Below are 23,869 nucleotides of genomic sequence, written 5' to 3' on the forward strand. Positions count from 1 at the left end.
TGGCTATGGACGTGGAGTCCTACCGCGATTTCGTGACAGCCCGGATGGATGGGCTGCGGCGTACCGCGTACCTGCTGTGCGGCGACTGGCACACCGCCGATGACCTGGTGTCGACCACCCTGGTGAAGCTGTACCGGCAGTGGCGCCGGGTGTCTGTGATGGACAACCGGGATGCCTATGCGCGGCGCGTGCTGTTGCGGGTGTGGTTGGACGAGCGCCGCCGGCCCTGGCGGCGCGAGCACAGCACCAGCGTGATGCCGGACCACGTGGTGGCGCGGGGCGACGGGATCGAGGGTGCTCCCGAACGGCTGGCCATCCTCGCTCTGTTGGCCGAGGTGCCGCCGCGCCGGCGCGCGGTTCTCGTGCTGCGGTACTACTGCGACCTGTCGGTCGAGGAGACCGCCGCCGCCCTCGGCTGCTCGCCCGGAACCGTGAAGAGCCAGACCGCCCGGGCGCTGGAGGCGTTGCGGGCACGGATGGTCGGCTCGCAGTCCCTTACCCAGGAGGCGTGACGATGCGTAATCTGACCGATGAACTCTACGCGGCTGTGGACAGCCCACCGCCGAGCGGCATCGACGTCGACCGGCTCATCACCGTCGAGCAGCGCCGTACCCGCCGGTTGCGCTGGGCCGGTGGCGGCGCCGCGCTGTCCGCGGCGGTCGCTGTCGCTTTTCTGGTATCACCAACCGCGGCCCGCGTGGATAAGACGGATGCCGGCCCGGCGACCGGCGAGCTCGCCCCGGTCGCGGCCGATTGCCCGCGGGTCTCGGGTGGCGATCGGGAACGGCACGGGCTGCCGCAGTACACGCGTGATCCGCGGCTGACCGAGTCGTGCGCGGACGCGACCGCCCGGCTGACCACGGTCCTGCGTCCGGCGTTCAGCAAGATCGTGCCGGGGATGACCGCCCAGGGGTTCGTGCTCAACGACTACAACGCCCAGTACGAGAGCGTGACCCGGGTGACGACGACGGCGGGCGCCGGCAAGGTGAAGGTGATGCTGCGCACGACCCAGACACAGCCCATGCCCACCGCCGAGGAATGCAAAGACGGCTGCTCCCACGAAGCCCGGCCAGACGGCACGGTCATCGAGGTGTTCGACGGCACCCGCGAGCAGATCGCGCACCGGGTCGACGTCTACCTACCGGACCACACCGTCATCTCGGTACACGCGAGCCTCCTCGCCGAGGGCGCGGACCGGCACCTGCCGCTGTCCATCGCCGAGACGAAGGCACTGGCCCTCACCCCCGGCCTCACCCTCTTCCCGTAAAAGCGACGGTTCTTCTGTCTCGGACCGGGTGTGCTACCGCGTGCCCGGTCCGTTCCTTGCCGAAGAGGCTATGTGAAAAGGCTGCGGTGGCTGGCCATTCCAGCCAGCCTTGCCGTTCTCTGGGCAGCCCTACCGTGGAGGGTGGGCTCGGCGGAGACGGTGGTGCCACCAGGGTCCATCGAGGAGGCTAGTGGCGGCGTGGTGACGCTGGTGACAGGGACGTCGTCGAGGCTCGTGACGGCGCCGTTGTTTCGGTACGCCCTGGCACGGGGCGCGAGCGCGTGGGCTTCCTGACCCAGCGTCTGAACGGCCATCACTTGGGACCGCGTCTGGGGTGCCGGCGGCGAACGGCCCGTGCTACGGCATGAAGTCGGCCGGGTGCGAGTCCCGGATGAACCCGATGTCCCGCTCGGCGGACAGGTACCAGTTCAGCACCGCCTCGCCGTACCAGTTCTGCAGGCCCTCGTCCCAGGTCCGGCCGTACCCGTCGGCGGCGACCACCACATACAGGCCGAGCACGAGGAACAGCACACCAAGGAGGAGCACCGGCAGCCGACTCTCCACAAAGGAAGGTCGACGTGCCGGCGCGATCGCTACATCCACGCCGGTACAGACACCCGACCGGCGCGAAAGGTTGAGTTACGTTGAGTTACAGGTTCAGGCGCAGAAACATCTCACCGGCGGCGTCGTCAAGCACGTCGTTGTCGGTCACCGCGTACCACTGGCCGTCGCCGCCGATGGTCGGCCCTTCCACCTTGTCCTGCATCCAGCCGTGGTCGGCGGCGAGCGCGGGCAGCAGGTCGGCGAGGAGCCGCTTGCTGGCCGTGGGCATCACCCCCGGGGTACCTCGACCGCGACGACCTCCGACAGGCCGATCCAGGCACCCGCCGGCGCGGCGTCCAGCGGGTACCCGAGCCACGCCCACGCACCGGTCGACGGCGTGTACCGGCCGAGGCGTACCGTGCCGGCCGGATCGGTGCGCAGCTCCCGCTGGATCGCGACCCACACCTGCTCGCCCGCGCCGGCGCCGGTCACCGCCACGCCTTCGAACCCGTTGCTGGTGACCGCCGCGGCGGCCGCCCAGCGCCCTGGTCGGTGATCCGGGCCGGGCGTATGCGCCGATCGATGGATTCGATGTGTTAGCCCGCTACGAGGTGCCGGTGATGCGGTCGCTGGAGGACGCCGACACCCAAGCTTACGGCCCGTGTTGCGCCTCGTGCGGGGCGCGGATACCTGAATCCGGGCCCCGCACGAGGGGTCAGCTCAGAACCCGGTGAGGGTGGCCCGGGTGGACACCACCTTGAGCGGACCGTCGACGGCGGCGAACTCCACCGTCACCAACGTGGTCCCCGACGTGATCCCAATGGGGTTAAGAAATTGGGTAGATTCCACTCGCGTTGGGCCAGCGTCGACGTAGCTAAGGCAGTCCACCACCACTTGCCGCCAGATGGTGGCGCCGGCCTCCCGGAATGAGGCCGTCAGCCGGCAGACGTTCACCGGCTGCGCCGGGTCCGCGGTGATCGTCACGTTGGCGATGCCGCTAAGGGCCTCCCCACCGCCGTACATGTCATCGCCTCGGCGGACACACGGTTCAAGCTGGAAGGTGGCACCGTCCACTGTGGCAGAACGGCTGGCTCCGCAGGTGAGCGTTTCGGCTGCCAGCACCTTGCTCTGTTGGGCGCTTGACGCCGTCGCCCCCGCCGCGGACAGGCCCGCGGCGACGACCAGCACCGCCAATCCGCCGCCAATCCGGCTTATCAGGCGGCGTCGCGACATGTCCATTGTGGGCCTCACTCCATTCAGGAAGGATTACTACAGTTGCCATCCCGTCGGGGATGGCAACGGCGCGACGGGGTTACAGCGTGGCGCAGCGGCGTACCTCGTATTGGTCGATCGCCGCGCCGAGCTGGGCGAACTTCTGCGTGTATTCGACCGGGACGACGCCGGTGGGTGTAGCCGGGCGCTGCGGGTCCTGGTATCGGTCACCGAGGTTGGAGAACACGGTGATGACGTACTGCCGGTGCGGTTTACCGGGCAGCGACTTCACGATGCCGGCGTCCGCGCCGGCGTTGGTGGTCCAGCCGGGCTTGTGCGCGAAGCTCACCTGTGCGGCCTGGTCGCAGGGCCGCACATCCTGCCCGAACCTGTTGCCGTCCACGGTCACGGTGCCGTCTGCGGCGATCCAGCGGTCCGCCGTGACCTGCGGGATGCCGGGTGCTGGATATCCGCGACCGCAGAAGTTCGTCGTCGACAGCATCCAGTTCCAGCCCTGCTGCCCGAGCTCAGCGGCGAACAGTTGGCGAGACGAGGCGCTCAGCGCCGACGACGCGGTCACCGGGACGCCGGCAGGGGTGGTCCACAGCGTTCCCGGCGCGCCGTTGATGAGCACCAGCAGCTTGGCAGTGTCCAGCGAGCTCATCGTGATGGCATTGGACCAGTTGCCGCCGTTGGACGGCCGGGTGCCGGCCAGCTGCAGAGTCTCGAGGCCAAGATCCTGGAACGCCTGGTTGAGCCCATCCATCGCGTTGTAATCCCACAGCAGCTTGATCAGCGCGCAGGTCGCGGCGTTGGAGGACGCGGTAAGCGAGGCGTCGACGTAGGCGCGGATGGTGTTGCTGCTGGCTGGCCCGCACAGGGAGCTGATGGTCTCCGGCTGATAGCTGTACGTGTCGTCCAATCCGACCACGCCCTGGTCGACCAGGCGCAGAATCCCGAAATTCACCATCAGCTTGAGCACCGACGCCGGATATGGCGACATGAAATCGAGCGGTGCTGATTCCCTGGCCGGCACCACGTCGATCGTGCCCTGCCCATGGTTGGCGTACCAGCCGGCAGTGTCCCACTGGCGGTAGCGCACGGCCGTGGTGTGGTGATTGGCATCGACCGGCACCACGACACCGTGCGGATACTGCGGGCTCATCAGGACAGTTCCCGACGACACGATGCGCCCAGCGTCATCCAGTTCGAGCACCGACGCGTCGATCTGCGGCTGTTGGACGATCGGCTGCGGAACGGCAGCCACGGCGGCATACTGCCGCGCACGTTGCTCAGCCGTGGTTGCGTCCGCGTCGACGTCGGCATTCAGCGTATTAAACTGCGCGGTCGCGGGCGGCGCCAGGTCGACAACCTCTTGGAACCCCAGCCCGTCCATGGTTTGCCGCAGATACTCGGCGATGGAGACGTCATCGCGCGATCCACTCGCCACCGCCGACGTGGTCGTCGTGGCATACGCCGAAGCACCAGCCGACGCCGCCACTGTGCCGAGGACCACGACCGCGGTCACCAGCCCGACTTTGCGTCTGTGCATTGTCAATCCTCCCCCGTTGTGATCAAGGCCGTTGCTCGAACCGTAGGGCGCCATCGATGAAGAAACCACCGCAATGTGGGCTTTTCCTCAGTCTTCTTTTCGAGGCAACCATTCCTTGGTTTCGTGAGATGTGCGCCTGGCGGCCGCCCGGTGACCTATCCGCGACGTGACATTGTGGACGCGATCTGTTACCTGAAGCGCAACGGCGGCGTATGGCGGGCCTTGCCGGTCGACTTTCCGCCGTGGTCGATGGTGAACTACCACTTCAAGACGTGAGAGCGTGACGGAACGTCAGGTCGGTTACACAACGGGCTGCGCAGAACTCATTGGTTTACCCTAACTCTCCGGTCGGCGGGAGCTTCCCAGGCTTACCGCCATACCTGTTCTGAGTCCGGGGAGGGACCATTGAAACGACCCCTTGCCATCCTTTGCGTGCCCGTGCTCACCGGCGCGTTCGTGGCGGTTGTCGCATCGTCAAGCCTTGCGGCGCAACCGGAACCCTCGGTTGCCGACCGTGCGGCGCAAGCCGTATCGGCGCACGCGGCCGACGTCCGCAGCGCCAAAGATGATGCCTACCACCTTCAGCGGTCCAAAGTAGACCCAGATGGGGCGCAGCACGTGCGCTACACGCGGACCTATCATGGCCTTCGGGTCCACGGCGGTGACTTCGTCGTGCACACCAAGGCGGACGGGAGCTACGGCGGGGTGTCGGTCGGGCTGAACCGGCCGTTGTCACTGTCCACCAAGGCGAGCATCAAGGCGGCGGTCGCCGCCGAAGCGGCGAAGGCCGCGTTCACGGGCACCATAACCGAGACCGGCCGGGCCGAGCTGTTCATCGACGCGAGCAGAGGCGACGGCCGCCTAGCCTACGAGACCGTTGTGCGAGGGTGGGCCACCGACGGCCAGACGCCGTCGGTGCTGCACGTCATCACCGACGCCCACACCGGCGCGCTGATCGGCTCATTCGATGAGATCGAGGCGGTCCACGGCACCGGCGACAGCCTCTACGCCGGTACGGTCGCGATCGACACAACCGAGTCAGGCGGCCTGTACTCGATGATCGACCCGTCACGCGACGGCGGCTCCACATGCGACATGAACAACGGGACGACGACCTGTATCACCTTCACCGACGCCGACAACGCGTGGGGCACCGGCGCGAACAACGACCGTCAGAGCGCTGCGGTCGACGCCCACTTCGGTGCGGCCAAGACGTTCGACTACTTTCTCAACGTCCACGGGCGCGACGGCATCTTCGGTGACGGGCAGGGCGTCCCCAGCCGGGTCCACTACGGCGACCGCTACGACAACGCGTTCTGGGACGGCCGGCAGATGACCTACGGCGACGGCCTGGAAAACGCCAGACCGCTTGTCTCCCTTGACGTTGCCGGACATGAGATGACGCACGGCGTGACCGAGGCACTCACGGGCCTGAACTACTACGGCGAGTCCGGTGGGCTCGACGAGGCCTCGAGCGACATCTTCGGCAACATGGTGGAGTTCTATGCCGCCACCGCCTCCGACCCGGGCGACTACGAGATCGGCGAGAAGATCAACATCGACGGCGACGGAAAACCGCTGCGCTACATGTACAACCCGTCGCTGGACGGCCACTCACACAGCTGCTGGTCGACCACCACCCAAAACCTCGATGTGCACTACTCGTCCGGCGTGGCCAACCATTTCTACTTCAACCTGGCCGAAGGCACCGGCGCGACGCCTTACGGTACGAGCCCGGTCTGCGGTTCCGCGCCCCCGGTGACCGGCATCGGCCGCTCGAAGGCAGAGAAGATCTGGTACCGCGCCCTTGAAATCTACTTCACATCGACCACTCAATACGTCAACCCCGTCAACCCCGCCAATGACTCGCGCGCCCATACCCTCAGTGCCACGACCGACCTGTTTGGACGGTGCTCGATGGAGTACCGGGCGGTGCAGGCGGCCTGGACCTCGGTCAACGTGGCCGGCAATGATCCGCCCTGCCCAGACAACGACTTCTACCTCACAGCGTCGCCGAACTCCGGCTCGGTCGACGCCGGCTCCTCGGTCACCTCGACAATCACGTCGACCCGGACCTTCGGCACGGCCCAGGCGGTGGACCTGACCGTCCAGGGCCTGCCCGTGGGCGCCAATGCGGTATTCAGCCCGGCTTCGATCGGCTCCGACGGCGGCGTGTCAACGATGACGCTCGTCACGAGCAGTTCGACCGCTGGCGGTACATATACCGTGGCAATCACCGGAACCGGGCCCGGCGCGACCCGAGTCACCACGTTCGCCCTCACCGTGAATGCGCTGCCGGGATGTTCGCAGATCAACGGCACGGATGTCGCGGTTCCCGATAAGTCCACTGTAGAGTCCCCGATTACCATCTCGGGCTGTGCGGGGATCGCCAGCTCCAGTTCCACGGTCGAGGTCCACATCATCCACCTCTCGATCTGGGATCTGACCGTCTCGCTGGTGGCCCCGGACGGCACCACCTATCCGCTGCACAACCAGTGGGGCGTCGGCGTCAAAAACATCCACCAGACCTACACCGTCAACCTCTTTGGCAAGGTGGCCAACGGCACCTGGCGGCTTCGAGTCCGGGATGTCATGGATCCGTTCCCGGGCATGATCGACTCGTGGACGCTGAACCTGGGCGGGTCCGCGCCGGCATGCACGGGGACCAACGACGCCGACGTGACCATCCCCGATCAGGTCGCCGTGGAATCGTCGATATCCCTCTCGGGCTGTGCGGGCACGGCCGGCGTGCGCTCGATGGTCGCGGTCCGCATCGTCCACCCCTACACAGTTGACATCATGGTGTCGCTCGTCGCCCCGGACGGTACCGCCTATATGCTGCAACAATCCATCTTCTCCGGCGGCGGCACCAATCTCAACAAGACCTACAGTGTCAACCTTTCCGGCGAGGCGGCCACCGGCACGTGGAAACTTCGGGTACAGGACGCCAAGGAATACCTTTCGTATCAAGGCACAATCGACTCGTGGACGCTGGACCTGACCGGGTCAGAGCACCCGGCGTGCACCGTCACCGCTGACACTGATACAGCAATCGGCAATCTGTCGACTGTGGAATCGGGGATCACTGTCTCGGGCTGCGAATTGGGCGGGGCGGGCGCGACCAAAGCCAGCTCCCGCTCCGTGGTGGCGGTCGACATCGCCCACCCTTCCATCAGCGACCTGGTTGTCTCGCTGATTGCCCCGGACGGCACCGCCTACCCGCTGCACAACCGTTCGAGCGGCGGCGCCGATCTCATCCGGACCTACACTGTCGACCTTTCCGGCGAATATGCTGGGGCACCTGGAAACTACGGGTGCAGGACGCCTTGGATCCGCATTCGGGCACGATCGACTCGTGGAGGCTGGACCTGACCGACTCCGCGCCACCGCCTTGCGTCGCTAGCAACGCCAGCGACGTGCCTATTCCCGCGAACTCCACCGCGACCTCGGCAATCACGCTCTCCGGGTGCTCCGGCAACGCGTCGGCGCTCTCGACGATGGGGGTTCGCATCCTCCATCCGAGCAGCGGCAGTATACGAATCACTCTCGTCTCGTCGGATGGCTCCACCTACGTTCTGCACGATTACAACGGTGGCAGCGCCGATGACATAGACGTGATCTACCCCGTCAATCTGTTCACCGAGATGCGTAACGGGACCTGGACCCTGCAAGTCCGGAACAGCAGCGAGAATGCGGGCATCATCGACTCCTGGGCGCTGACCCTTTAAGGTCGGGAGCCCAGGGGAATCGCGCCCCTGGGCTCCCACACAACACTATGCGACCGGGTTCTTCGCCTACCCAAGCCATCCCGCCCGCCGGGCACCACCGGACGGCCGTGCAAGCACGGGCCTGAGTTCCGGCTGGACACCCCGCACACCTGGCCCGCCCCGCAGCACCAGACGACCACCGCCATTTTGATGCCACGTCCGGCCACAATGGATCTTCGTGGTGAGCGTTCCCGTTGGCGCGTCCAGTCAAGTGCCAACCATGTTCACGGAGACATCGCCGGACGTTACCGAGCCGGTGGCGGTGCGCAGGTTGCCGTCGATCCAGAGCCGGAAGACGTCGCCGGCACCGCGCCTGCCGTTGTCTTCCACGTACGCCAGGAAGGTGCGGCCACCGGCTGACCCGGCGAACCAGGCGGCGGGCTTGCCCGCCGGTGTTTTCACGATCCCCAGCGAGCGCACCGGGATGGTGATCCGGCCGTTGCTGTCCTCCCACGTCAAGGTGCCCGACGTGGTCTGGCCTTGGCGCTTGGCGGTGAACGTGGCGCAGCCCCCCGCGGTGCGTACCGAGCCGGTGACGGTGCCGGTGGACTGGGTCACCGTCACCCCGACCGGCGCCGCGGCGCCGGCCAGGTAGCGGTCCGTCGCGGCCACCGTCGCGCTGACCGTGTGCGCGCCAGGGCCGAGGGTCGCTACCGGTACGGTCGCGGTCCCGTCGGCTCCCGTGGTCACCGTCGGCAGTGCCGTACCGTCCACAGTGAACACCACTGGACGGCCGGTCAGGCTCGTCCCTTGCGCGTCCGGGTCGGTGACGGTCGCGGTGACCGTCGCCGCGCCGAACACCCCTGCGATGGCGGCCAGCCGCACGTCGGTGCGGTGCGCCACGACGGCGACGGACACGTCCGCCGAGCCGGTGGCCCCGTTCCGGTCGGCCGCCGTGAGCGTGGCGGTGTACCGGCCGGGGTCGGTCCAGGCGTGCCTGACCTGGGTGCCGTCGGCGGTCGTACCATCGCCGAAGGCCCACCGCGGGCTGAGCCCGGCGGCCCGGTCCTGTGGTCCGGGGTCGTCGACCGTGCCGGTCAGCGTGGTGGCGACGCCCCACGGCACGGTGACCGCCTCACCCGCCGTGACCACCGGTGCGGCGTTGCTCACCGCAATGGTCGCCGTGCGCACCACCGTGTGGGTGCCGTCGCCCACCTCAACCCGCACCGTCACGTCGGCCGGACCGTCGCCGGCGACCAGCGTGGCGGTGGTGGCGCTGCCGGTGATCTCGCCGCCGGTGGCGCTCCACGTCCATGTGAGGTTGTCGCCCTCCGGGTCGGTGGCCGTGGCCTTCAGTTCGACCGTGCCGCCTTCGACCGCGGTCTCGGGTGCCTCCAGCGCGACCTCCGGGGGCTCGTTCCCGGCCGGTCTGGTCACCTCGACGGTGACCACCCCGGGTGCCGAGGTGAGCCCGCCGTCGCTGGCCACGTACGTGAACCGGTCGGTGCCGTGGAAGCCGCCCGCCGGCGTGTAGGTGACCTTCCCATCGGTCACCGCCGACACCGTGCCGTGCGCCGGCGCGTCGACGACCGTCGCAGTCGGCTGGTCCACCACGTCCGGGTCGAACGGATCCAGCGCGATCTCGACCGCCGCGCCGGCCGCCGTCGCCGCCGACACGTCCCGCGCGACCGGTGCGTGCCGCGCGGTCATGATGAACCCACGGTCTGCGCCACGGTACTTGCCGTAGCCGACGATCTGCCCCAGTTCGTTGATGTCACGTGCCCTGACGAGTTGCCAGCCGCTGTCCGGCGGCAGCAGCGTGTTGAGGTCGACCGCCAGCCCACCCGGCTCGGCCAGGAAGGCTCTGGGCCCGGTGGGGCTGTCGAACTCGCCGACGATCTCGGACCGATCGTTGATCGCGCTTGGCCGCAGCGCCGCCGTCTGGAAGGCGGTGGTGATCTGCGTCCGGGCACCCTCGGCGTAGACAAAGCCCGAGACTTTACTGCCAATGGTGTCGGTGCCGACGGCGACGCCGAGGTTGTTGATGTCGGCCGCCTCTGTGCTGTGCAGGGGCTCGGTGGGCACGCCGTGGGCCTGTCCATCTGACCAGACCACGGCGGTGCTGTATCCGCCCTCTCCTTTCAGGACGCCGACGACCGATCCGTCGTCGGCACTGCTGACCGCCCAACCCGATTCCGCTCCGGGCAGCAGCGGCAGGGTCTGTACGCCCGACTGCGTCCACCGGGCCGGTAGGCCACGGCTGGATGATCCATCCACGACACGCACCTCGCCGACCACCGTCTGGCCGTTGTCGCTGACACCCATCGCGCCGCCCCTGTCAGCGGTCTCGGGTAGGGGCAGGACGGCGGGTGTTCCCGCGGCATCCCAGCGGACCGGTACCTGCCGGAGGTCGACGCCGCTTCCGGACCAGGCGTCCCCGTAGGCCGTGCCGGCCGCGTCCACGGCATCGATGCTGTAGTCGGTCATCCCCTCCGGAAGCCCGAGCCGCGTGGCGCGACCGCCGTACCACCGCACGGCGATCCCACGGCCGTCAGCCGCCCCGCCCACGACGACGCCGCGGTCATTGATCGCAACCGCGCCGGTGGCTGCGGTTACGTCATCGTGCGGCAGCTCACGGATCTCCCGGATCGCCGCCTGGCCGACTGTGAACGCGCTGGATCCGCTGGCCACCGTGTGCCCGGCGCCGTCCGTGACCAGCGCCCGTACCCGGTAGCCCCCGACCGGCAGGTTGTCGCCGGCCGGCAGCCCGGTGTCGCGTACCCAGGTCGTCCGGCCCTGGACCGGAAGCGTGGCGGCCTCGGTGACCCACGCGGACCCGTTCCAGTACCGGCCGCGGCCGTCACGCAGTTCCAGCACCACGTTGGCCACCCCGGAGGCGTCGTCGGCGGCTGTGCCGGCGATCCGGTCCAACGCGCCCACCACGGCACCGTCCACCGGCACCCGAACGGTCGCGGTTGGCGCGCCGGGGTCCACCCGCACCCGCACGGTGCGGGCCGGCTCCCGGGTGCCGTCCGCGGCGGTGGCCCAGTATGTGACCGTCGTGGCTCCAGGCGCGGTGACGGCCAGGGTCGCCGTGTCGCCGTCCACCGTGCGCTCCGGGCCGTCCTGGGCGCCCGAGGTGCGGTACGTCACCGAGGCGACGCCACCCTCAGATGCTTGGGCGGCGAGGGTGACGGTGACCTTGCCCGGACTCCAGCCGGCGCCGGTCGGCGCCGGGTCGAGCGTCGCCGTGGTGAACAGGCCCGGCGCCAGGTCGGCCAGCGCCAGTTGGCGCGGCGCCGACCGGTTGCCGGCCCGGTCCTCGGCGAACACGGTCAGGTTCGGCGTCATCGCCGGGTCCAGTTCCAACTCACCCTGGTACGGCTGGAACTGGGTGCCGTCGGTGGACCATAGGATCCGCGCCACCCCGGTGCCGGTGTCGGTCGCGGACACCACGTACCGGGTGGTGCCGCCCTGGCGCAGCGCGGTGACGGTCGGCTCCGGCGCCGTGACGTCGGCCGCGTCGGTGCCGGCCAGTCGGGCGGTCGGCGGCACCGCCTCGTCCGGGGTGCCCTCGCCGTCGGTGTCCACGCGGAGTACGTCCACGCCGTCGGCGGCGGTGGTCAGCTCGGCCACCGTGCCGGCCGCCAGTGGCATGTCCAGCCAGCGGGTCGCTTGGGATGGGCGCTGTTGCATGCCTTCCAGCAGGGTGAGCCGTAGTGGGGCGCCGGTGCCGGTGAACCGGATGCGGTAGTTCTCGGTGCTGGAGACCGGGATGGTCGCCATCGCCGCGTCCGGCCGCGGGGACGGGAGCACCGTCACACCGTTGACGTACCCGGCCGTGCCGCCGAGCGGGTCGGTCGTGCCGCGGCTGTCCGTCACCGTCAAGTCGGTGGCGCCCAGCACGGAGACGTACCGCAGCGCCGTTCCCGGCGCCGGCTCGGCCACCTCGCCATCGGATGCGGCCCGCGCCCGCGCCGGCTGCGGGGTCTGGCCGCGGAAGCAGGAGAAGTTCTCGATGCCGGGATCCAGCAGGTCGCTGTGGTCGGCAACCTCGTCCTGCGGCGCCAGTGAATAGAGCCGGCTGAGCAGCGCGTCCAGTACCGCCGGGTTCTGGGCCATCCCGGTGTGCTCGGAGTGGAAGTTGGCCGTCGCGCTGTTCGAGATGAACGGCAGCACCTCGGCCTTGGGGTCGTTGTAGTCCACGCCCCGCCCGGCCCGGACCGCGCTGACGATCGGCACGGTGCCGTCGCCGCAGGTGAATTCCTCGCTGAACCATTGCTCCGTGGTGCACTGGACGATGAAGATGCCGCTGCACACCACGCCCTGGTTGGCCACCGTGGTGCCGATGGTGTCGGCCCCGGCCTTCAGGCCCACGATATGCGTGTACTTGATCCCGCTCGTGTCGTTGCGCCAGTCGACCTGCTGCCCGGAGCGGTGGGACTGGAAGGCCAGCGCCGTCGCACCCGGCGTGGTGTCCTCGAAGTCATCGTTGAGCAGCGTCCGGACGTCTTCGTCGGTGTAGCGCTGGTGGGCGCCCCCGACACCATTGAGGTCCCAACCCGCCTCCCGGATCACCGGCGTGATCGCGGCCGCACCGTACACCGGGCCGGGGGCCATCTCGTGCGCGGAGGTGAATCGCTCCGCGATGTGCTTGATGACGTCCACCGGTCCGTTGACCGCCCACGGCGCGAAATTCCCCGTGTACAGCACGTTGACCAGCTTGGGTGCGCCCATCCAGGGAGCCCCGATCGTGACCATCCGGTCGACACCGTGATTGTCGAGGTGGTCCAGCACGTACCGCCGGGCCACCAGGCTCCCCATCGAGTGGGTCAGCACGTCCACCTCGCGGTCGGGCCAGAACTTCCGGATGCAGCCCAGGTAGTCGGCCAACTTCTCCGCGGCCTTCACGTTGCTGAGGCGCCAGTCGTAGGTGAAGACGAACAGGTTCGGACGGTTGGTGAGTTGGTCGGTGTCGCAGCCGGCCGTGGTCTGCCGGTCCAGGTCACCGTCCACCTTGTACTCGGCGTACGTGTCGGTGCCGTTCAACCGCTCCAGCAGCGTCCCGTACGTGTTGAGTGCCGGGTTGAACCAATCGCCGATCTGGTAGCAGGTCTCCCGCCGCAAGACATCAGTGGGTTCTACCTTCTTCGGCGCTTTGCCTTCGTCGATGTCCTTCTGGTGGAGGCTGAGCTGGATCCGCCCTTCACTGCAATCCAGCCAGAGCTCCTTGAGCTCATTGCCGCCGTCGTCGAAACTGGCCATCCGGCTCGCGCCCATGCCGTGCACGAACACCACCGGGTCGACCGGCAGCGCGACGAACAGGGTGTCCGCGCCGTGGCGGCCTCCGACGCCGGCGATGACGCCGTCGGCGTTGACCAGATTGGCCGTATCGAGGTAAAAGCCCGACTCGGTGACGACCAGGTCCTCCAGCCGGGTGAGGCGGCCGTCGCGCCAACTCACAGCGTGGCGATCACCGTTCTCCTCGTAGTATTCGCCGACGACCTGACCGTCGTCGCTGATGTCGCGCGGGATCCACGTCCTGGTCACGCCGTCCTGCGGCAGTCCGATCCGCGTCCATTGGCCAGCGTCGCCGCGCACGAAATATTGCCCCGTCCCGGTCCACACCAGGACGTCCCCCGGTTGTTGATATCGGTCGCGTACGCACTGGTAAAGCCGGGCGGGAAGCCGAGGGACTGCCCCGGCGCTGTGCCGCCCCGCCAGATCGTGGGCTCCTCGAACCCCGGTGCGGGCCCCTCATGGCCGTCCACGTCCCGGTAGATCGAGCCGACGACGTCCATCGTGTTGTTCATCTGATTGGCTCCGCTGTAGGCGAAACCACTCCGAAGAGTGCCCCGCCGCTCGAACACCGCGTGGAAAGAATCAAACTCCCTCTGAAGCCTCAGCAGCAGGTCGCCGTTGCCGTTGACCGCGGTCACGCCGAGCCAGTCCACACCCAACTCGCTGCTGTCGGTCGCCACCTCGGGAAAGCCGTAGACCGAATCCTCACCAGCCGAGTACCGCAGCACACGCGTGACGCCGTCGTCGCCGCTGTGGTGGACGTAGACGTCCCCGTTGTCAGCGATCCCCACGGCCCGGTAGGGCAATGTCGCCCCCGGATCGGGCAACGGCAGCGGCTGCAGCGGCTTTCCCGGTACCCACACGAACGGGTAGATGCCACTGACCGACGCCGCGGTGCCGACCACCCTCCCGTCCGGGCCCATTCCGTTCAGTGCGCGCAGCTGTTCCCCCTCGGCCAGCGGATGGAACAACCGGTAGCCCCGCATCCCCCAGCCGGGCGGATGCTCGTCGTGGGACGCCGGGACGGTCCGTTCTGGCGGCGGATCCCCGCCGGGTAGGACGACCGCCAGAATGGCGATCATCAACAGGCACAGCAGGCCGGTGGCGGGTCGCCGGCGGGTCCGTTCTGACACGTTCCTCTCCTCGGTGCGTAGGCCGCGGGTATCCAGCGGGTAAATGGCCGCGTTCAGTCGCGGACGTCGGTCAGTGCGGGCCGTCGGGCGAGGATGAGCCCGAGTACGGCGTAGCCGATCAGCAGGTGTCCGGCGCCGACCCATTGGCCGGCCGTGTCGCCGAGCGCGATCGTCGCGGGGACGGTGACCACGGCCCAGCTCTCGGCGACGAGCGGCCAGAACCGGGCGGGGCCGCGCCAGCGTCCGGCAACCGCGATCTTCACGCCGATGGCGAACATGCCGAGCATGGACAGCGGCCAGAACAGGTCGAGCACGGCCAGCCAGGCGTCGTCGCGCCAGGCGGGCACCGCGCCGTGCAGGATGCTCCACGCCGTGGCGAGCGCCAGCAGCACGTACTCGATGCGCAGCATGACCCGCGCGGCGCGGGACGTGCCGGCGGCGCCGGTTCGCGACTGGATGTGCACCAGCGCGAACAGGCCGAGCTGGAAGGGCACCGCGATCAGGTCGCTGAGCGACACACCCACCTCGGTCGGCGGGTTGAGGCCGAACGCCACGATGCCGGCGGCCCACATAAGAGCGCCCGCGGCGACGACCGCGCCATGGCGGCGGACGCGGGTCGCGGCGATGGCCGGGACCGCCGGCTCGGCTCCGGCGGCGGTGAGGTCGGTACGGGCCGGAACGGGTTCGGTGGTGATTCCCATGGCGGTTCCTCGTTCTCCTGTGCGGTGCGGAGTGCGTAGTGCCGGAATGACTGTCCGTCGTGCGCGTCCCGGGTGGGCAGGGCCAACGACCCTCGATCCGGTCCCGCGTTCTGTCCCGGCCAGGTCGGGACCGTTGTCCTCGGGACCTCGGGACAGGGGTACTGGGAGGATTACGGCGTGCACGACTCCCGCCGGATCCCCACCGTCGCGGCCGCCGCCGTCGTCGCGGTGGCCGTCGCCGCGTCGGTGACCGCGGCGATCCTGGACGCCGGCGTCGACCCCGCGCATCGGGCAGCGCTCGGGCAGGAGCCTGGATGGGTTGCCGGCATACCGGGTCTCGGCCTCGCGATACCGGGAGCGCTGCTGCTGCGCGGGCGGCCGCGACACCCCGTCGCGTGGGTGCTGTGCATCATCGGCGTGCACTGGACGGTGGACGGGGTGGCCGCCTCCTGGCTGGCGTACGCGACCGCGAGCGACCCGGTTCTGCCCGGCGCCGGTCCGGCGTCGTGGCTGTACGACCGGTTGGGCGCCGCGCTTCTGCTCTCCCTGCCGCTGGTGTTGCTGCTGTATCCGGACGGGCGGCTGCCCGCGGGGTACTGGCGGGTGGCGTCGTTGGTCAGCCTCGCCGCGACCGCGCTGCTGCCGGTGACCTTGCTGTTCGTGCCGGCCGACATCGTCCAGGCCCAATCAGGCGACCCGCTGCCGGACGCCCTCCGCTTGGTCGACCGGGACCTCACGCCGCTGCCGCTGCCGGATGCGGTGTGGCCGCCGTTGCTACGTGTGGCCTATGCCGCGATCCCGCTCAGCCTTCTGGTGCCCTTCGCGGTGGTCGTGCGCCGCTATCGCGCGGCGGCCGGCGCGGACCGGGCCTCGATGCGGTGGCTCGTCTGGGCCGGTGTGGTCGACGTCCTGGTGATGCTGTCGTCGGCCGTCGCTCCGGAAACCTGGACCTCGGCCGGGCTGTCGATCGGGATCGCGTTGACCGGGATCGCCATCACCATCGGCATCGTCAAACCCGACCTGCTCGACATCGACCGGCTGCTCGGCGCGACGCTGCGCTACGGCGGCCTCGCCGTGGCCGTGGTGCTCGTCGACGTCGCGGTCGTCGGCGCGACCGGGGCGGTGCTCGGTGAGCAGCTCGCCGAACGGGACGCCGCGCTGACCGCGCTGCTCGTCGTGACGGCGGTGTACGGGCCGCTGCGGCACCGTCTCTGGCGCGCGATCCGCCGGCTGGTGCTGGGCCGGCGCGACGATCCGTACGGGGTTGTCGCCGGCCTAGCCGAGCAACTGGAGCGCTCCGGCAGCCCGGAGGACCAACTCCTGGCCGTCGCCCGGACCGTCGCCGAGGCGTTCCGCTCCCCGTACGTCAGCGTGGAGGTGGACCGTTCCGGCGGCGAGCGGCTGACCGTCGAGCACGGCACCCGGCCCGCAGCCACCCACGCGCTGCCGATCACGTACCGCGGCGAGGAGGTCGGCCGCCTGGTACTGCCCCGCGGCGGAGCCCGGGCGCCACTGTCCATACGCGACGAACGGCTCCTCGGCGACGTCGTACGACAGGCGGCCGCCGCGACCCGCGCCAGCTACCTGGCCATCGCGCTGCAGCGCAGCCGCGAGCAGATCGTCAACGCGCGAGAGGAGGAGCGGCGCCGGCTACGCCGCGACCTGCACGACGGGCTGGGGCCGAGCCTGGGTGCGGTGGCGATGCGGATCGACACCGCCCGCAACCTTGCCGCCACGGCACCGCAGGAGGCCGACCGGCTGCTGCGGCAAGCACGCGACGAGGTGGCCGCGGCGCTGACCGACGTACGCCGGCTCGTCCACGATCTACGCCCGCCAGCGCTCGACGACCTCGGACTGGTCGGCGCGGTGCAGCAGCAGACCGAGCGGCTGCGCACGCCGGGCCTGACGGTGCGCGTCGATGCCCACCCGGACCTCGCCGGCCTGCCCGCCGCGGTGGAGGTCGCCGCGTACCGCATCGCGTCCGAGGCACTGACCAACGTCGCCCGGCACGCCGGCGCCACCACCTGCCGGGTACGGATCGCGATCCAGGACAGTCACCTGCTCCTGGAGGTCGCCGACGATGGCAGCGGCATCGGCCCGGGTACCCGGGCCGGCGTCGGCCTGGTATCCCTGCGCGAACGCGCGGCGGAGCTCGGCGGCCAGTGCGAGATACTGTGCCCCGCGGGCCGGGGCACCCTCGTACGCGCCCGACTGCCGCTCGGCGACCGCGCCCAGGCTGTGGAGGTGACCGGTGCCTGACGACCCGATCTCCGTGCTGATCGCGGACGACCACCCGGTCTTCCGCGAAGGGCTCGCCGCTCTGCTCGCCTCGGTGTCAGGCATCGAGGTCGTCGGCACGGCGGCGACCGGCCTAGAGGCGATCGACATGGCGCTCGACGCGCAGCCCGACGTAGTCGTGATGGACCTACAGATGCCGCGGCTCAACGGAATCGAGGCGACCCGCCGGCTCGCCGCCGAAGCACCGTCGGTGGGCGTCGTCGTACTGACCATGTCCGAAGACGACGGCACCGTGTTCGCCGCCGTCCGGGCAGGCGCCCGCGGCTACCTGCTCAAGGGTGCCGAACAGGAGGAAGTCGTCCGCGCGATCACCACGGTCGCCACCGGCGGCGCGGTCTTCGGCGCCACCCTCGCCCGCCGCATCGCCGACTTCTTCGCCGCCGGGCCGCCCGCCGCGGAAGTGGCGTTTCCCGAGTTGACCACCCGGGAAAGGGAGATCCTTGAGCTGGTCGCCGCCGGACGCTCGAACGCCCAGATCGCCTCGGCCCTGTTCCTGTCACCCAAGACGGTACGCAACAACGTCTCCAACGTCTTCGCCAAGCTGCACGTCGCCGACCGCGCCGAGGCGATCGTCCGAGCCCGGAAGGCCGGCCTCGGCCAATAATCGACTCGCTCCGGCGAGGAGTCGGATACCGGCTGGCTACGTCATGCATCACATCGCGTTGGCCGTCGAATCACAAACACGGCCACCCACCCGGGTGAGTGTCGCTGGCCACCTCGTCATCGGCCGCCGCGACCCCGACGCGATGCTGCACGGCTCGCTGGCCCGGTTCGCCCACCCGCCGAGCCCCGGCGGCTACCTAGCCCACCTCTACGCGATCACCGGCTCCCCCAACCCACCCTGGTCCTCGCCGGCGACGACGACCCCATCGTGCCACTCGCCACCGGCCGCCTCCTGAGCCGCCTCATCCCGACGCCGGGCTGCACGTCGTACCCGGCGGCGGCCACCTCATCCTCCTCGAAAGCCCCACCACGACTGCCGGCATCATCACCGACTTCCTCCGCGACCGGCTGTCGAACCCCGCTGGCAGGGTTGACATTCGAGCAGTCGGCGCTGATCGCCGCCCGCCGGGTGACCGCCACCCGCTCAACGGGACACTAGCCGGTGGGTTCGATGCGGCCCGCTTCCAGACGGATGCCACCGTCCGCGGCAAAGATCCAGGTCATGGTCTCGCAGACGCCGTCCGCGCGCGCGACTTCGGTGCCCGCCTCGTCCAGCGCGATGCGCTGGACCTGGGCGCAGTCGTCGTTCACCGGCAGCGCCTCGGCGTCGCCGCCGAGCACCTGGTACTCGTGCTCGGCGGCAGGTTTGACGACCCGGATGGTGATCGGCGTCGGGCGCTCGTTCCGGACTAACAGCGAGCGCGCGGCGGGCTCCCGGCCGCTGTTCCAGACCAGCACGGCCAGGGTCGAGCAGGCGACGAGCGCCACGAGGACGACCCCCGCCAGCACAAGCACGAGGATGCGGCCCCCGCCCGTCCGCGCGGTCGTCATGCACCCCCCTGCTCGATCCGGGTACCGGGCTCACTGGTCATCAACGGCTCGGGTGCGGGTTGGTCCGCACCCAGGCGCGATACGCCCATTGGCGGCGTCGGGCTGAGCAGGTACCGGCCGTCGATGGCCATCACCGCCGTGTACGGCAGGCCGGAGTCCCGCCCCTCGTCGGTGTCCACCTCACCCAACGAGTAGACCTGGGCCCCCACCATCTGCGCGGCCGCGATGGCGGCCGTTTCGGAGGGCGCCGTGCCGTAGAAGACAGAGAAGAGCTTGCCCGCACCCGGCTCGATCGTACCAAGATTGATGTCGATCAAGGCGCCCGTGTCGTCCGGCCCGAAGTCGGTGAACCAGCCGGTCGCGCCGAGGTCGGTCAACGGGTACGACGGGTCCGGGTCAGCGAACCCGTCGTTGGTGATCCCACCGATGTAGCTGGTGTCACCGCCGAGGGTCTGCACGGTGTTGTACGACTGGAACAGGTTCGGCAACGGGTCCCAGTCGACGGCCCGCCGGTAGTGCACCGGCCCAATCGCCGCGGCGTTGGTGTTGTACACCGTGATCCGCAGTTCGAAGAGGTATGGACTGGTCGACGCCGCGGTGGTCTGTAGTACGGCCAGCCCGCCCGGCCCGGTCATCTTCGATGAGATGATGTTGCTGGTGTAGGTGAACTCGTCGATCGTCAAGTTCTTGACGCCTGTGTAATCGGTGACCGACGCGCCCACGCCGCCGGGTATGCCGACGCCCCAGCCCTCGCACCAGCACCCGTTGAGGACGGACTCGGTCTCGGGATGACCTGCCTGACGCAGGCCGACGCCCGTGGCGCTGGTGATGTTGCCGTAGCGGCCCATCCCGAGCTCCACCGAGCCGTTCGAGAGGATGCGGCTCTGCCGCACGTACCCGATGGTGTAGTCGCCGTCGGTCCAGGTGCCCCAGCGGCCGGCCTCCTCAGCGTTGACGAAGGTGATGACCGCCTGTGGGCAGGTGGCGGTGAGCTCGATGATGGGGCCGTTCGACCGGTCGATGCCGACCGCTCCCCCACACGCGGCGCTCGGCGCGCCGGACGCGTCGAGCCGGATCACGCTGCCCCGGATGTCCGCGTCGTCCGCCGCGAAGGTCACCTGGAGATCCGCGGCGTACCCCTTCGGGTTGTTGATCTGGACGTAGTGCGCCCCGGTCTGCTGGATGTCGAACTCACCATGCTCGGTCTGCACGTGCGCGCCGTTGTCGTTGATCTCGAACGCGTCGTGGGGCGGACGCTCGTCGGGGAGAGCCGGAGTCAGGCTGTCCTCCCACTTGTCGGCGTCGTCGTCGTAGAAACCGACCGGCGACTGGTTCGCGTCGATCACGTACGCCCATTGCCGGAACCGTTCGATCTCCTCGGCGAAGTTGCCGTCGATGCGCTTCTCCTCCAGCAGCTCCTTGATCACCTCGCCGGGCCGGGGTGGCAACAGACCGCCCAGCCGCTCCCAGCTCCACCGGATCGCATGGGGGTCAAGCCGGGTCTCCAGGAACTCGGCGACGATGAAGGCGCCGTACTCCGGGCCGCCACCTTGCGCCACCGTGTCGCCCTCGTCGAACCGCTCGTCCGACTCGGTCAGGAATTCGCCGAGGGACTGGTAATACTGGTTGTCCAGCCCGCCCTCGCCGGCCAGGAACCCGCTGATGTGCGCGCCCCACTCGGCCGTCGCCTCCATCCACCAGCCCGTCCAGTAGTTCGCCGCCCGCAGGTGGTTCATGTACTCGTACTGCACGAAGTGGAACAGCTCGTGCCGGGCCAGGCTCTTGATGTCGGAGTAGTCCTCGGCCAGATACATCAGCCCGTCGCCGCAACGGCAACCCGGGAACGACGGGACGGACAGCCCGGAGGGCATGCCCGGGGTGACCGCGACCTCGACATGGTCGGGCACCCGGTACGCCAGGCTGCCGCTGTAGATCGCGCGGGCCCCCTCCAGGGTCACCATCAGCTTCTGGATGTAGTCCGGCCGGACGTTGGTGCCGGTCGTCGGGCCGACATTGTCCGCGAAGTAGTAGATGGTGAAGTGTTCCGTCCAGACCCGGCAGCTGAAGAGCTTGCTGCCGATCCTGGTCCAGAAGTCGCAGTCCGGGTTGTCCAGCTGGAGCGCGCTGGGCGACTTCCCGCTCGCCGGTGGGTCGGACGCGGTCGGCGACAGCCAGCCGGAGAGTTCGGCCTGCACGTCCGCGGGCAGCATCGACCAGAGACCGATCAGCGAGTCGAGCACCGACCCGGTATCGGTGATCGCCGGGGCACCGTCGCGATAGCGCGCCGGCACGGCCTCGACGTTGACGACGGCGAACAGGCTGTACCGGACGTAGTCGACCACACCGAGCAGACCGGCCCGATAGTCCGCGGCGAGGCGGGCCAGCGGGTCGGCCGCGTTGGCCAGGGTGACGGCGACCGGTCCGGCGACGACGTCGGTGCCGTCGAGCGCGCGCAGTTCGTACGCCCCATCGGCCCATCCGGCCGCCGCACCCGGCGTGTGCCACGCGACCTCGCAGGTGCCATCACCGGCGGGTGCGGCCCCGACGGCTCGCCATTCCCCGCCGCCGGTGCGGGCCTGAATTGTCAGCGGGCCCGCGCTGCCGGGGCAGTCGACGGTGACCGCGACGGCGCCCCACACGGTCGACCCCGCACGCGGCGCGGTGAACGCGGTGGCCTGCGGTGCCACGACCACCCGGAAGTGCGCGGTCGCCCCGGCGGTGCCGGATGCGTCGATGCCGCGCACGTGCAGCCACCAGGTACCGGCGTCCAGGTGCGCACCGAACCGGGTCTCCGGGGTGGTGGTCGCCGTGCCGGGCACCGTGTCCGGGTGGTCGTCGAGCAGCACCGCCCAGCTGTCCGCCCATGCGGCGCCGCCCTCCCAGACGGCGACGAGGTCCCGGCCCGGGTACGCCGTTCCCGGCTGCGGGTGGGTGGGGCTGGTGATCAGCGGCGCGCTCGGCGGAGTGTCCGCGGTGATCTTCCGGTGCGCCGGGGCGCTGCGGTTGCCCGCCGCGTCGACGGCAACCACGTGCAGATACCACTCGCCCTCGCCGGTCAGCAGCGTGGTGTAGCTGGCGCCGGAGTCCGCCACGCCGAGCGGCTCGTCGTCCGCGCCGTGGGTCACCGAGACGGCGTACTCGGCAACGCCGGAGACGTCGGGCTCGACGGTGAACTGGGCATGCACGGCCAAGTCCGCCACGGGCGTGTCCGGATCGGGGTGGGACGGGACCACGATCGAGGCGACCACCGGCGCCGTGGCGTCCACTTTGATTAGTCGGTGCGCCACCGGGCTGGCGAAGCCGCTGGTGGCGATCGCGCGGACGTGCAGGTAGTGCGAGCCATCGGCGAGGGTCACGGCCAGGCTGGCGGAGGTCTGCGTCGCGGCCGCACCGGGATCGGTCAGCGGCGCCGTGTCGACGACCACCGCGTAGCCGGCGATCGGGACCGTCGCCTCGGTGCTCCACGAGGCGTTGACGTCCCCGTCGTTCAACCAGTTCTCGGGAGCCGCCGCGCCGAGGACGGTGATGGTCGGGGTGCCGAGCCCATCGATCAGTTCCAAGCTCCACTCGCCGATCGCGGCGCTCGTGCCGGTCAGGGTGAGCCGGTGGCTGCCGGCCTCGGCGGCGGTGCAGGTCAGCTCGGTGGAGACCGACAGGGTGCCGGAGCAGAGCACGGCGCCGGCCGGGTTCCGGATGACGGCGGCCAGTGTCGAGGGGCCGGACCGCATGTCGAGGACGATCGGCTGGCCGGCGCTGGCCGGGAAGTCGATCGCGGCCGAGACCCCCGGCGTCGGCAGGGTCACCGCGAAGGCGCCGCCGCCGATCGTCGCAGTGCCCGTCACATCGGCCGAGACGTCATGGACCCGCACCAGCACCGAACCGACCGCGAGCCCCGCCGGGTCGAACCGCACCGTGACAACGCCATCGGCGGCCAGCGTCACCGGGCCCAGCAGCCAGTCTGTGGTCGCGTCGGTGGACCCGGAGTCGAGGGTGACGCCGGCGGCGGAGATGACCGAGGCCAGGTAGGAGGCTGCCTCCTCGCCCTCGACGACGTCCGCGCCGGATACCACGACGCTGACCCGCTGGCCGACCGTCCCGGCGAACGTCGCCTCGGCGACCTGGCCCGGCCGGGTGGTGGCGAGGGAAACGGCCGGGCCGCCCGGCGTGACCGGCACGGCCGGGGCGCGGTCGCGTCGAAGATGCGCACCCGCACAGCGCCGGCGGACGAGCCCGACGGGTTGATCGTGACCTGGTGGGTACCGGTCGTCGCCAGGGTGACCGGCCCGAGGGTGGCCTGGTCGCCGGCGTCGTACAGGTAGGTCGAAGTGAGCGACGTACCCGCGGGGTCGCGCAGCGCCACCACGGAGTAGCCGCTGGGGAAGGCGACGGCGTCCAGCACCACGTAGACCCGGGTGCCCGCCGACGCCGGGAAGGTCACCGTGCCGTTCTGCCCCGGCGTGCCGATGTTGACCTCGGTGGGCGTGCCATCCACCGCCGCTGCGGCCGTCAGGTCGGCCGGCACGTCGTAGAGCTGAACGGTGATCGACCCGACGGCCGCCCCAGACGGGTCGATCAGCAGCGTGTACGTGCCGGTCGCCGCCAGGGTTATCGGGTCGACGAAGCCCGAGGCGCCGACGTACCAGCGCGCCCGCAGATCGGTG

Annotated in this window: 18 protein-coding genes; 8 read left to right on the forward strand and 10 right to left on the reverse strand. The window is 69.7% G+C overall.

Annotated elements, in window-relative coordinates:
* Nucleotides 1-5 precede the first annotated feature (5 nt).
* A complete protein-coding gene (locus tag Prum_RS04735; protein WP_173083403.1) occupies nucleotides 6-512 on the forward strand; it encodes a SigE family RNA polymerase sigma factor in 507 nt (168 codons plus the stop codon).
* Nucleotides 509-1,267, forward strand: a complete 759-nt coding sequence (locus Prum_RS04740) for a hypothetical protein (RefSeq protein ID WP_173074288.1) — start codon at nucleotides 509-511, stop codon at nucleotides 1,265-1,267. The genes Prum_RS04735 and Prum_RS04740 overlap by 4 nt, the downstream gene beginning before the upstream one ends.
* Before the next feature lie 357 nt (nucleotides 1,268-1,624).
* On the opposite strand, the gene Prum_RS04745 is transcribed toward Prum_RS04740, so the two are convergent.
* The 5 genes from Prum_RS04745 to Prum_RS04765 form a co-directional block, all read right to left on the reverse strand.
* Entirely contained in the window at nucleotides 1,625-1,870 is a 246-nt protein-coding gene (locus tag Prum_RS04745) for a hypothetical protein (RefSeq protein ID WP_173074290.1), read from the reverse strand.
* 46 nt (nucleotides 1,871-1,916) lie between these two features.
* Nucleotides 1,917-2,099 (reverse strand): hypothetical protein, encoded by a 183-nt coding sequence (locus Prum_RS04750; RefSeq protein WP_173074292.1) that lies wholly within the window; start codon nucleotides 2,097-2,099, stop codon nucleotides 1,917-1,919.
* A complete protein-coding gene (locus Prum_RS50875) occupies nucleotides 2,099-2,302 on the reverse strand; it encodes an esterase-like activity of phytase family protein (protein WP_246277641.1) in 204 nt (67 codons plus the stop codon). Before Prum_RS50875 ends, Prum_RS04750 begins: the two co-directional genes overlap by 1 nt.
* Before the next feature lie 228 nt (nucleotides 2,303-2,530).
* On the reverse strand, nucleotides 2,531-3,049 hold the full coding sequence (locus Prum_RS04760) for a hypothetical protein (RefSeq protein WP_173074294.1): 519 nt from the start codon (nucleotides 3,047-3,049) through the stop codon (nucleotides 2,531-2,533).
* 73 nt (nucleotides 3,050-3,122) lie between these two features.
* On the reverse strand, nucleotides 3,123-4,550 hold the full coding sequence (locus tag Prum_RS04765) for a serine hydrolase (protein ID WP_173074296.1): 1,428 nt from the start codon (nucleotides 4,548-4,550) through the stop codon (nucleotides 3,123-3,125).
* Between the two features lie 147 nt (nucleotides 4,551-4,697).
* Between Prum_RS04765 and Prum_RS53555 the strand changes: the two genes are divergently transcribed.
* The 3 genes from Prum_RS53555 (at nucleotide 4,698) to Prum_RS04780 (ending at nucleotide 8,302) form a co-directional block, all read left to right on the forward strand.
* Complete coding sequence (locus tag Prum_RS53555; protein ID WP_173074298.1) at nucleotides 4,698-4,850, forward strand: transposase; 153 nt, start codon at nucleotides 4,698-4,700, stop codon at nucleotides 4,848-4,850.
* Nucleotides 4,851-5,006: 156 nt separating this feature from the next.
* The gene (locus Prum_RS04775; protein ID WP_246277642.1) at nucleotides 5,007-7,946 is read left to right on the forward strand and encodes a M4 family metallopeptidase; all 2,940 of its coding nucleotides are present in this window, start codon (nucleotides 5,007-5,009) and stop codon (nucleotides 7,944-7,946) included.
* 44 nt (nucleotides 7,947-7,990) lie between these two features.
* On the forward strand, nucleotides 7,991-8,302 hold the full coding sequence (locus Prum_RS04780; protein ID WP_173074302.1) for a proprotein convertase P-domain-containing protein: 312 nt from the start codon (nucleotides 7,991-7,993) through the stop codon (nucleotides 8,300-8,302).
* A gap of 246 nt (nucleotides 8,303-8,548) precedes the next feature.
* Here the strand turns inward: Prum_RS04780 and Prum_RS04785 are convergent, their stop codons facing one another.
* From Prum_RS04785 to Prum_RS04795, 3 genes are all read right to left on the reverse strand, one after another.
* Nucleotides 8,549-13,831, reverse strand: a complete 5,283-nt coding sequence (locus Prum_RS04785; protein ID WP_173074304.1) for a PKD domain-containing protein — start codon at nucleotides 13,829-13,831, stop codon at nucleotides 8,549-8,551.
* On the reverse strand, nucleotides 13,828-14,664 hold the full coding sequence (locus tag Prum_RS04790; protein ID WP_173074306.1) for a hypothetical protein: 837 nt from the start codon (nucleotides 14,662-14,664) through the stop codon (nucleotides 13,828-13,830). The genes Prum_RS04785 and Prum_RS04790 overlap by 4 nt, the downstream gene beginning before the upstream one ends.
* A gap of 104 nt (nucleotides 14,665-14,768) precedes the next feature.
* A complete protein-coding gene (locus Prum_RS04795; protein WP_173074308.1) occupies nucleotides 14,769-15,416 on the reverse strand; it encodes a hypothetical protein in 648 nt (215 codons plus the stop codon).
* A 177-nt stretch (nucleotides 15,417-15,593) separates the two neighbouring features.
* Here Prum_RS04795 and Prum_RS04800 point away from each other — a divergent pair, with 177 nt between their 5' ends.
* The 3 genes from Prum_RS04800 to Prum_RS04810 all read left to right on the forward strand — a co-directional run bounded on the left by Prum_RS04800 (nucleotide 15,594) and on the right by Prum_RS04810 (nucleotide 18,613).
* Complete coding sequence (locus tag Prum_RS04800) at nucleotides 15,594-17,675, forward strand: sensor histidine kinase (RefSeq protein ID WP_173074310.1); 2,082 nt, start codon at nucleotides 15,594-15,596, stop codon at nucleotides 17,673-17,675.
* Nucleotides 17,668-18,318: a response regulator gene (locus Prum_RS04805; RefSeq protein WP_173074311.1), complete on the forward strand. Its 651-nt coding sequence runs from the start codon at nucleotides 17,668-17,670 to the stop codon at nucleotides 18,316-18,318. The genes Prum_RS04800 and Prum_RS04805 overlap by 8 nt, the downstream gene beginning before the upstream one ends.
* A 94-nt stretch (nucleotides 18,319-18,412) precedes the next feature.
* A complete protein-coding gene (locus Prum_RS04810) occupies nucleotides 18,413-18,613 on the forward strand; it encodes a hypothetical protein (protein WP_173074313.1) in 201 nt (66 codons plus the stop codon).
* Between the two features lie 199 nt (nucleotides 18,614-18,812).
* On the opposite strand, the gene Prum_RS04815 is transcribed toward Prum_RS04810, so the two are convergent.
* The gene (locus Prum_RS04815) at nucleotides 18,813-19,208 is read right to left on the reverse strand and encodes a hypothetical protein (protein WP_173074315.1); all 396 of its coding nucleotides are present in this window, start codon (nucleotides 19,206-19,208) and stop codon (nucleotides 18,813-18,815) included.
* A complete protein-coding gene (locus tag Prum_RS04820; RefSeq protein WP_173074317.1) occupies nucleotides 19,205-23,383 on the reverse strand; it encodes a hypothetical protein in 4,179 nt (1,392 codons plus the stop codon). The genes Prum_RS04815 and Prum_RS04820 overlap by 4 nt, the downstream gene beginning before the upstream one ends.
* Nucleotides 23,384-23,869 lie beyond the last annotated feature (486 nt).

Origin of the sequence: Phytohabitans rumicis, assembly GCF_011764445.1 — a bacterium.
GTDB lineage: Bacteria > Actinomycetota > Actinomycetes > Mycobacteriales > Micromonosporaceae > Phytohabitans > Phytohabitans rumicis.